Below are 9,448 nucleotides of genomic sequence, written 5' to 3' on the forward strand. Positions count from 1 at the left end.
GGGCTTTTTTCAAAATTAACCATAGCGTGAATTTTAAACATGCGTAGAGTCTGAATTTAACCCCAATCCCACTTTTAGACCGACATCCTCTGACGCAAATCGACAGATCCAGAAGGATGCCACCTATGTCAGCCGCTCGTGCCGTTTTCGAAAGCCCGGAAATGCCCGCCAATCCCGCGTCATCGGCACGTCCGGTCGATCTCGATCATCTGGCCCGCCAGACCATGGGCGATACGGCGCTGGAGGCGGAAGTGCTGACGATGTTCGCCCGTCAGGTCCGCGTCTGCCTTCAGGACATTGCCGAGAATGCCGAGGGGCGCAAGGCGCTTGCTCACAAATTGAAAGGTGCTGCGGCCGCCATCGGTGCCTTTGGCGTGGCGGAGGCTGCCGGAGCCGTGGAGGCAGGGCAGGACGATGCCGCCACACTGGCGCGGCTGAGCGCTGCCGTGGTCGAGGCGGAGCACTTCATTCTCAAGCTCATGCGCAGTTGATTGCCCCGGTTCAGAGCGACTGCGCCGCGGTTGACTGGTATCCGGAATTGGTGGATGACGAACGGCTGTTGCAAGAACATCCGGATGCCCAGACATGACCAAGATTACCATTGTTGCCTTCGACGGAACCCGTTACGAGCTGGATGCAGCTGACGGCTCTACTGTGATGGAAAATGCGTTGCGCAATTCCGTGCCGGGAATTGATGGCGAATGCGGCGGCGCCTGCGCCTGTGCCACCTGTCATGTCTATGTGGATGATGAATGGGTGGAGAAGGTGGGTGGACCGGAAGCCATGGAGGAGGACATGCTCGACTTTGCCTCCGATGTGCGCCCCAGCTCGCGCCTTTCCTGTCAGATCAAGGTCAGCCCGGCACTTGAAGGCCTCGTTGTCCATGCGCCTGAGCGTCAGGGCTGAGGCGAAATCTTCTCATTATCTCATCTCAAATCGCATCTGATTTATGAAATTATGCGGGTAGGCCAGCATTTTCCGGTTTTTCTGCTGATGCAAAAAAAGCCCCGCCCGTTCCGGCTGGAACGTGCGGGGCAGCAGGGTGCGCGCAACCGGCGGGGAGGAGATCGCCGGCATTCAAGACGCACCAGGGGAAAACAAACTCAGTTCGTTCAACGGGCATCACGCCGGTTAAGGCATTTCGGGGTAGGCCACTTTAATTTTTTTCTGGCATTTTCGCAGGGAAAACCGGTTTCCGCTTTGCGTGAAAATGCTCTACGCCGTCCTTTGAGCGTTTGATAAACGCACGGCGCCGTAACAAAAAAGCGTATCCTGTGGCACTCACCGCCACCTGAGAAATCATTCAGGAATTGATAGAGTTATAATACATCTTTTAGGTGTAGTCCATCCTGAATATTAATCGATGATTTTATGGGGCGAGCGTTCAGGTGAGGGCTTGCAGGCGTGCGATTTCACTCGCTGCCGAAGAGCGGGTGCTCCTCTCTTCAGGGTTGTATTTCTTCCGGCCTTTCCAGGCCGTCACCTTGTCTGTGTGGCGCGGTACTTCAGCAGGCGCATGATGCGATTGTTGAAGTTCAGCGCCTCGACGCGATCGAAGCGGATCTGGTCGGCGGTGTGGGCATCGGTGATTTTGTCAGTGGTTTCAGCCACTTTTTCCTGAAGGGCTTCACAGGTTTTTTCCGGCCGCAGGGTCTTTAGCGCCGTCTCAAGCTGGCGTGCATATTGCTTTGCGATCTCGGCGTGCCGTTCCTCGTGGCGCTTGATGTCGGCTGCCAGCGTATCCCATACAAGGCCAAGCCCGCGCTCCGCATGGGCGCGATTTTTCCATCGGGGCAGGATGACCTTGATATTCAACGTCACCTTGACGCCGCCCACGGCGCATCGATTGGACCCGTGAAGATAATCGATCGTGCCGCCAAAGCGGATGCGGGTGAGGCCGGGATGCCGCGAGCCGGTGGTGGAGATTTGCGGGCCGCGGCGGTCAAGCTCGTGGTCGAGGTCATCTGCCGTTCGCCCCTGAATGGCAAAATAGCTGTAGGATTTGCGGATGACGGTTTCGGCATTCGCCTGGCCGGTGCAAAGCGCCGCCAGCGCCATGGCAAGGCCGGACCACCTGAACAACACACGCATCGGCAACATTGAATTTCCTTTAACTTTGATGCATACAGCCAGCGGCTTTTGAACGGTGATAAAATAAACAACAGCAGCGTTTCAGGTTTTCTCAGGATGCCGAAAAACGCTATCGCTTGAAAACGGCTGAATAATCCGGCGCTGAAACCCGCTTTCGTTTCAGGAGTTATCCAGTCGCCGGAACAGTTTCAATACAGAAGCCGGGCTTTTCTGCGGCTTTGCGGGGTTTAAGGTGAAGGCTGGCGTGCGCGAGTGGCAATTGGCCCGTGGCAAAACCATTGCACTGGGCGGCAGGGCGCGCATCATGGCTATCGTCAATGTCACGCCCGATTCCTTTTCCGACGGCGGTCTGCACGACACGCTGGAGGGTGCTTTTCAGCACTGTCTTGCCTGTCTGGCTGAGGGTGCCGATATTCTCGATATTGGCGGTGAATCCACCCGTCCGGGAGCGGCCCCCGTCTCGTCCTGCGAGGAGCAGGATCGGGTTCTACCCTTGATTTCCAGGCTGTCGCGGGAAACCGATGCGCTGATTTCCATCGATACCTATCGCGCGGAAACGGCAAGGGCCGCCCTTGCCGCCGGAGCGCATATCGTCAACGATGTGCATGGATTGCAGCGTGAGCCGGAGATTGCCGGTGTTGCGGCGGCCGCCGGGGCTGGACTTTGCATCATGCATACCGGCAGGGATCGCGAGCGGCTGGATGACGTGATTGACGATCAGGTCGCGTTTTTCGAGACCTCTCTGGCTATCGCCCGCAAGGCCGGTGTTGCATCTGAAACAATATTGCTCGATCCCGGTTTTGGTTTTGCCAAGGAAAACGCGGCCATCAACCTGGAACTCATGGCCCGCCTCGGCGAACTCGAGCGCTTCGGCCTGCCGCTTTTGATCGGGACGTCGCGCAAGCGCTTTCTGGGTGATGTCACCGGCAGGCCAGCGGCCGAGCGTGATGCCGCCACGGCGGCAACATCTGTCTATGCAAGATTAAAGGGTGCAAGCGTGTTTCGCGTCCATAATGTCGCGATCAATCGCGATGCGCTGGCGGTGGCCGATGCTATGCTTGCCATGGAAAATGACCTGCTGAAAGGACGCCGTGATGGCTGAGACCTACCGGATCACTCTGAAGAATTGCGGGTTTTTTGCCCGCCACGGCGTGCACGATCAGGAGGAGTTTCTGGGGCAGCGCTTTTTTGTGGATGCCGAGCTGGAAGTGCGATTTTCGGATGCGCTGGAAACCGATCAACTCGCCGGTACGGTTGATTACGGCAAGGTTTTCGAGGTTATCGAGGAAATCGTGACAGGCAAGCGGCGCTATCTCATCGAGGCTCTGGCGCTCGATATTGCCAAATCGCTCTGTCATCGGTTTGCGCCCGTCATGCGCGCCAAGATCACCGTACGCAAGCCGAGCGCGCCAATTCAGGGCCTGCTGGACTATGTCGAGGTCTGCGTCGATCATGTGCGATAAGCCTCTGCCGGTTGTGGCAGCTCTTGGGCTGGGCGGCAATCTGGGTGATCCCGCTCATGCGATGGCCACCGCGCTGCAAGTGCTGAACAGGCGAGAGGATTGCTCGGTCATTGCCGTCTCACCGCTTTACCGGACCCCGCCATGGGGCAAGACCGATCAGAATGACTTTCTAAATGCCTGCGCATTGGTGAACACGACGCTTGACGCAACCGCGCTGCTTGCGGCCTGTCTCCAGCTTGAGCGCTGCATGAAGCGGGAGCGGCTGGAACGCTGGGGGCCACGAACGCTGGACATCGACATTCTTCTCTATGGCGATGAAAGGATCGAGACCGAGGAGTTGCACATTCCCCATCCGCGAATGTTGGAAAGAGCGTTCGTGCTGAAGCCGCTGGCCGACATTGCCGGTGACTGGCAGGTTGAGGGGCGCAGCGTACATCGCTGGCTTGCGCAATGTGACAGTGCCGATATTCGCCTTTCAAGCGAGAATAGCGAGCAGTCATGGTGGCAGATGCCAGCTCCGCTCTAACTCTCTGTTTTTACGCATTTCCTGACGGAAAACCGGTTTCCACTTTTCCTGAAAATGCTCTAGGCACGACTTGAAAAAGAGAACCCGGCGCGGAGGCCGGATTTCTACTTATTCCTTGATGGAGCTGACGGTTGTGGGATCCACCTGCCGGTTAAGCCTGAGGCCGATAACCGGGATCATCCGTTCTTCCACCTTCACGGAGATGGTGATGTTGATGGCCTTGTCGCCCTCTACATTTGCCACCATGGCGCCATTCAACTTCTGGCGGTTGATGCCCATAACAGCCTTGGAGCCGGTGATCTGGCCGGAGACAATATCAAGCCCCTTGCCGTCGGCGCCATCAAGAAACTGGCCGGTATAGCTGCCACCCTTGTAGGAAATTTCAGCATTCATGGGCTGGGAGAAAACGCCCACACGGCAGGTTCCGCCGAGCTTGATGCCCGCATCGGCGCCCTCTTTGGGTTCGCCGATCAGATTGCAACTGAACTTCGTTCCCTTGTATTTTCCGGCCACGATTTCACCGGGACCGCTCCAGGTGCCGGCGATGGACTGGAAGAATTCCCGATCCTTCTCTGCTGCCCATGCGGCAGGAGCGGAGAGGCAGGTTGAGCAGGCGATGGCAAGACTGCCAAGAAGCGAAAAAAGACGGGACTGCATCGGCTTTCCTTGGCGCGATCGACAATAAATCATGGCCGAACTTTACGCTCAGGATGGTTAATATTTCCTTTCGGTTGCGGTTTCAGGTCTGTGCCTCCGTATCGGGCTTTTGTTTCCAAAATCAGACCAAGGTGTTGAAAATCAATAATTATTATCTTTTGAAGCAGGGCTAATCTCGCCCGTGAAATCACTAATGCCGGGGCGTTTAAGGGCATGGAAGGCGAGGGGGCGGCATAAATCCATGGCGGCAATGCCGATTCTCGCGGTCATGAGGCCGTTGATTACGCCTTCACCGAGTCGGGCCGAGAGCCGGGAGGCCAGCCCGTGGCCAAGCACCTGCTGCGCCAGTCCGTCGCCAATGGCGATCGAGCCCGTTACGGCAAGGTGGGCAAAGACATCACGCAAAAGCCGGATCATGCCGACAGAACCGGGTCTGCCGCCGTAAAGCTCCGCCATGGCGCGGACCAGCCGCACGACTTCGAAAAGCACATAGGCGAGATCGACCAGCGCCCGCGGACTGACCGCCGTCACGACGGACACCCGCTTTGAGGCATTGACGATAAGGCCGCGCGCCTTGGCATCCAGCGGTCCCAGCAGTTCCCGTTCCGCAAGGTCCAGAAGATGTGGGGCGTCGATGACGTCGGATTCCGCCTGTTTCAGTGTCTCACGCCCGCGCGCGGTTTCCGGGCGGTGGGCCGTGAGGGAGAGGAGTTCGGAAATCACCTGCCGGGCTTGCGGGGCCGTGCCCTGAACGATCAGGCCTGAAGCTTTTTCCTTTAAGGCCTGCACCGCATTGAGGCGGTAAATGCCCGCAATTTCGCGGCCGACGACGGCGGCAAGCGCCACAAGGCCAATGATGACGATGCCGATAGCCGTATAGCCCAGCCAATCGGCGCGGCTGAATAGATCGCGGATGAGATCGTCGATCCACAGGCCGATCGCCAGCGAAAGCAGGGCGCCAAATGCTGTGGCGGCAAGCTTTCCAAACGAAAAGCGCGGCTTTTTGCGCGGCGGCAGCGCAAGTGCGGCTTCCCGATCCGCATCTGCCTCGGCCATGAACGGGTCCTGGCTTTCCGGCGTCAGCTCAATCGCCCCATCGAAACTGCGGGGTGGCCTGCGCGCTTCTGGCCCGCGCGGGTTTGGTTGCGGGTTCGCATCGGCTTCGAGCGAGAAGGCGGCGGGGCGGCGCAAGGGGCGGTCTTCCAGCGGCGTCTTGGTCATGCAAGGCGGTCTCCGAGCAGAAATTGCAGGGCGCGGTCCAGTCTTATATGCGGAATGGAAAGCCTCATGCCTTGGGCGGTTTCCTCCAGAGCCGGGGGACGGAAGCGGATGATGTTGAGATCGGGGAGGTCCTTCGGATCGTAGGTGCTCGCCTTCGGGTCGGCAAAAAGAATGCCCGCATCCTCAGGCAGGTCTCCGGGAAAGATTGCCGTCTTGCGGTTTCCGTCGAAATGTTCTCCGCCAATGGTTTCACCCGCCATCGGGGTTCCGGCAACAACGGGCAGAACCTGCCCGTCCTGACGGATATTGGCCTCTCGCGTGGCCCGCACCGAGGCCAGGGCAAGCACCTCTATGCCTGCCCCCGCCATGCCCATGCGCGTAACGGCGCCATCCACCAGCCGGCGGGTGATAGCCTGCAAGGCGGCATGGCTTTCATGATGCAGATGGTCGGCCTTGGTGGCAGCCACCAGCACCTTGTCGATACGCCGTCCGACCAGCGATTGCAGCAGGCTGCTGGCGCCAGGACGAAAGCAGGCCAGCACCTCACCCAGCGCTGTTTCCAGATCGCGCACTGCTTCAGGGCCGCGATTGATAGCCTGAAGAGCGTCTATCAACACGATCTGGCGGTCGAGACGGGCAAAATGCTCGCGGAAAAACGGCTTTACCACAACGGATTTATAGGCCTCGAACCGTCGCTCCATCATCGCCTGCAAAGAGCCGCGTACCGCCCTGGCGTTTGGAGCAAGCGGCAAGGGCGCGAAGGTCAGCGCAGGAGACCCTTCAAGATCGCCGGGCATGAGAAAGCGTCCGGGCGGAAGGGTGGAAAGCGAGCGTTCGTCCGCCTTGCAGGCTTTCAGGTAATCGGCAAAAGCCGATGAGAGCTGGCGCACCTCCGCTTCATCGGCTGGGGCATCGGGATCCAGTCTTGCCGCAAGCGCCAGCCATTGCTGCGAAAGGGCGGTGCGAATGCCGGTGCGGGCAAGCTCAATGGTCTTTGCCGAGAAGGTGGCATAGTCCTGTCCCAGCAGTGGCAGATCCAGCAGCCACTCACCGGGATAATCAACAATATCGATGGCGAGCTTGCCGCGCGAAAACATCCTGCCCCAGCCGCTGGCGCTTCTATACTCTATCACCAACCGCAATTCGGAGATGGCGCGCGTGGAATCGGGCCAGAGACGATCGCGCACCAGTGCGTGGATATGATCTTCATACTGAAAGCGCGGCACGGCATCATCGGGCTGGGCTTCCAGTGTTACCCTGGAAACGCGGCCTGACTGCATGGGCTCAAACAGCGGCAAGCGTCCGCCATTCAGCAGATTGTGAACGAGCGAGGAGATGAACACCGTTTTTCCTGCCCGCGAAAGCCCCGTGACACCAAGCCGAATGGCGGGGTGCAGGAGATTGCTGGCGCGGTCTGAAAGATTGTCCAGCGCAATTCGCGTTTCATCGGCAAAGCTGGTGAGAGATGGCGTCAAGGGTCAACCGGTCCTGTCTTCAAACATGCGGCGGGGCTGCCAAAGCGTTTTGCTTTATATAAGCAGCCCGCAACGCGATTGAAGACGGGCCGTTCAGGCTTGCAGAAAATCGACGAGCGTCCAGCCGGTGGCTGCGCCTGTTGCATCCAGTACGGCCAGCCCGGCAGGCGGATAGCCCTGGGGAATGCTGCGCGCCAGCGCCTCTTCCCCCGCCAGCAGATGCAGCAATTCTTCCATGGCCGGATTATGGCCGATCATCATCACGGATTGGGCTGGCGCCGACGCCTTTAGAAGTTCGACATAGGTATCGAGCGGCGCGTTGTAGAGCGCATCGATATAATTGAATTCAATGTCCATTCCGCTCAGGTTGCGCGCCACGGCATCTGCCGTCTCCCGGCATCGACGCGCAGTGGAGGATAGCACGCGCTGCGGGCGGTAATCGCGCTCGAAAGCGCGTTCTGCCACGAACTCGGCCTCGGCATAGCCCTGCTCACTCAGGGCGCGATCAAAGTCCCGTTCGCCGGGGCCGGGCCAGTTGGCAGATGCGTGGCGCAGAAGATAGATGCGGGACGGAGGAGGCAGGATGAAAGACATGAATGCGGCCCGGTGAAAGATTGTCTTCAGGGGTTTACCGCAGAAAGACGCGAAGGCAAATGCACAAGATTGGAACTCTAGGCTTTGCCAGCGGTCCAAGCTTTTGTTTTGCCGCATTTCCAGTTGGAAAGCCGTGACTACACTTTTCTCGGGACAATGCCCAAGGTCAAGCGAAGATGCGTGCTCGCCAAGGTTGGCCGTGCTGGCCAAAAAACAAGCTATTACGGAAAGGTCCGGCACTTTCGTCGGGTATGTTTTGCGATTTCTACCCTTCATTGGCCCCCTGCAGACCCGGCCCTCTTCAGTCATGTCGCAAACAGAAGCTCCAAAAATGTCGCGAAAAGAACTGCTTAATGGTAAGAGAACACGCATTGCGGGAGATTCAAGCCGGAACACTTAACCGCATTTCATGAGCCGACTATTGAAATTTTTACGTCAAAATCGATGAAAAAATAGTCGTTTAGCTGATTTTTGTAACAAATTTAAAAATGGGTTTTCCACTTTCTTGAGGCTTGTATGGAGCCTTTCGAAAGGATATACAGCCGCAAATGAGATGTTCTTCAGGAGAATCGCGTTGAGTGAGAAGATCAATCTTAGCAATTATGTCCTCTCGGAAGACGAAGAGTTCATGAATGCAAACCAGCGTGCCTATTTTCGTGCCAAGCTGATTGCCTGGAAAAACGACATTCTGCGGGAAGCGCGCGAAACGCTCGGCCATCTTGCGGAAGAAAGCGCCAACCATCCCGACCTTGCCGACAGGGCATCCTCGGAAACGGATCGCGCCATTGAACTGCGCGCACGTGACCGGCAGCGCAAGCTGATTTCCAAGATCGACGCCGCCCTGCAACGGATCGACGATGGCACCTACGGCTATTGCGAGGAAACTGGCGAACCGATTGGTTTGAAGCGGCTTGACGCCCGCCCGATTGCCACGCTTTCCATCGAAGCGCAGGAGCGTCACGAGCGACGCGAAAAGGTTTACCGCGACGAGTGATGGCCGGAGGCGGTCAGACAACCCCGTGAGGCTTTGATTTTCGTTGTTTAACCCAAGCTACGGTCTTGCGTGTGGTTTACCCCCCTCTGTCCTGCCAGACATCTCCCCCTCAAGGGCAGGGCTATTGCATATGAGCGATCATTGAGATGAGGAACTGATCGTCCCATCCCGCTTTTTTGATTTTTCGTCGGATGGATGCTTTGTCTGGGTGCTGGCGGATGATGTTGAGTGCGAGTTTTCGCAAGATAGAGAGGTTTTGCGGGCCGTTGTCTTTGCGATTACGGGCCGCATCTTCACAGAAGGCTACGTCGAGTACCCAGTGTAACTGGTTTTCGATCGTCCAGTGCGCCCTGACTACCCGCAGGAAAGCCTCGGCACTGATTTCCCTGGAGAGCAGGAAATGTCTGAGATGGTGGGTCTTGCGCCC

Annotated in this window: 12 protein-coding genes; 6 read left to right on the forward strand and 6 right to left on the reverse strand. The window is 57.8% G+C overall.

The genetic code is table 11. The features are described from left to right. Positions 1-125: 125 nt before the first annotated feature. The gene (locus T424_RS0119300) at positions 126-491 is read left to right on the forward strand and encodes an Hpt domain-containing protein (protein WP_027489164.1); all 366 of its coding nucleotides are present in this window, start codon (positions 126-128) and stop codon (positions 489-491) included. Positions 492-585: 94 nt separating this feature from the next. Then, positions 586-906, forward strand: a complete 321-nt coding sequence (locus T424_RS0119305; RefSeq protein WP_027489165.1) for a 2Fe-2S iron-sulfur cluster-binding protein — start codon at positions 586-588, stop codon at positions 904-906. A gap of 573 nt (positions 907-1,479) precedes the next feature. On the opposite strand, the gene T424_RS0119315 is transcribed toward T424_RS0119305, so the two are convergent. Continuing rightward, entirely contained in the window at positions 1,480-2,100 is a 621-nt protein-coding gene (locus T424_RS0119315; RefSeq protein WP_027489166.1) for a DUF922 domain-containing Zn-dependent protease, read from the reverse strand. 223 nt (positions 2,101-2,323) lie between these two features. Here T424_RS0119315 and folP point away from each other — a divergent pair, with 223 nt between their 5' ends. The 3 genes from folP to folK are packed head-to-tail and all read left to right on the forward strand — an operon-like array spanning position 2,324 to position 4,080. Continuing rightward, the gene (folP, locus tag T424_RS21600; protein ID WP_037068457.1) at positions 2,324-3,193 is read left to right on the forward strand and encodes a dihydropteroate synthase; all 870 of its coding nucleotides are present in this window, start codon (positions 2,324-2,326) and stop codon (positions 3,191-3,193) included. Further along, positions 3,186-3,554: a dihydroneopterin aldolase gene (gene folB / locus T424_RS0119325; RefSeq protein ID WP_027489167.1), complete on the forward strand. Its 369-nt coding sequence runs from the start codon at positions 3,186-3,188 to the stop codon at positions 3,552-3,554. The genes folP and folB overlap by 8 nt, the downstream gene beginning before the upstream one ends. Beyond that, on the forward strand, positions 3,544-4,080 hold the full coding sequence (folK, locus tag T424_RS0119330) for a 2-amino-4-hydroxy-6-hydroxymethyldihydropteridine diphosphokinase (protein WP_027489168.1): 537 nt from the start codon (positions 3,544-3,546) through the stop codon (positions 4,078-4,080). Before folB ends, folK begins: the two co-directional genes overlap by 11 nt. A gap of 108 nt (positions 4,081-4,188) precedes the next feature. On the opposite strand, the gene T424_RS0119335 is transcribed toward folK, so the two are convergent. From T424_RS0119335 to T424_RS0119350, 4 genes are all read right to left on the reverse strand, one after another. Then, a complete protein-coding gene (locus T424_RS0119335) occupies positions 4,189-4,737 on the reverse strand; it encodes a hypothetical protein (RefSeq protein ID WP_027489169.1) in 549 nt (182 codons plus the stop codon). Between the two features lie 141 nt (positions 4,738-4,878). After that, positions 4,879-5,958: a YcjF family protein gene (locus tag T424_RS0119340; protein WP_027489170.1), complete on the reverse strand. Its 1,080-nt coding sequence runs from the start codon at positions 5,956-5,958 to the stop codon at positions 4,879-4,881. After that, positions 5,955-7,433 (reverse strand): YcjX family GTP-binding protein, encoded by a 1,479-nt coding sequence (locus T424_RS0119345; protein ID WP_027489171.1) that lies wholly within the window; start codon positions 7,431-7,433, stop codon positions 5,955-5,957. The genes T424_RS0119340 and T424_RS0119345 overlap by 4 nt, the downstream gene beginning before the upstream one ends. Positions 7,434-7,526: 93 nt before the next feature. Then, the gene (locus T424_RS0119350) at positions 7,527-8,027 is read right to left on the reverse strand and encodes a SixA phosphatase family protein (RefSeq protein WP_027489172.1); all 501 of its coding nucleotides are present in this window, start codon (positions 8,025-8,027) and stop codon (positions 7,527-7,529) included. Positions 8,028-8,601: 574 nt separating this feature from the next. Between T424_RS0119350 and dksA the strand changes: the two genes are divergently transcribed. Beyond that, a complete protein-coding gene (dksA, locus tag T424_RS0119355; RefSeq protein ID WP_027489173.1) occupies positions 8,602-9,021 on the forward strand; it encodes an RNA polymerase-binding protein DksA in 420 nt (139 codons plus the stop codon). A gap of 121 nt (positions 9,022-9,142) precedes the next feature. Here the strand turns inward: dksA and T424_RS0119360 are convergent. After that, positions 9,143-9,448, reverse strand: a 306-nt coding sequence (locus T424_RS0119360; RefSeq protein ID WP_027489174.1) for an ISAs1 family transposase, incomplete at its 5' end; no start/stop codon positions are given.

This window comes from Allorhizobium undicola ORS 992 = ATCC 700741 (assembly GCF_000621665.1).
GTDB classification, from domain to species: domain Bacteria; phylum Pseudomonadota; class Alphaproteobacteria; order Rhizobiales; family Rhizobiaceae; genus Allorhizobium; species Allorhizobium undicola.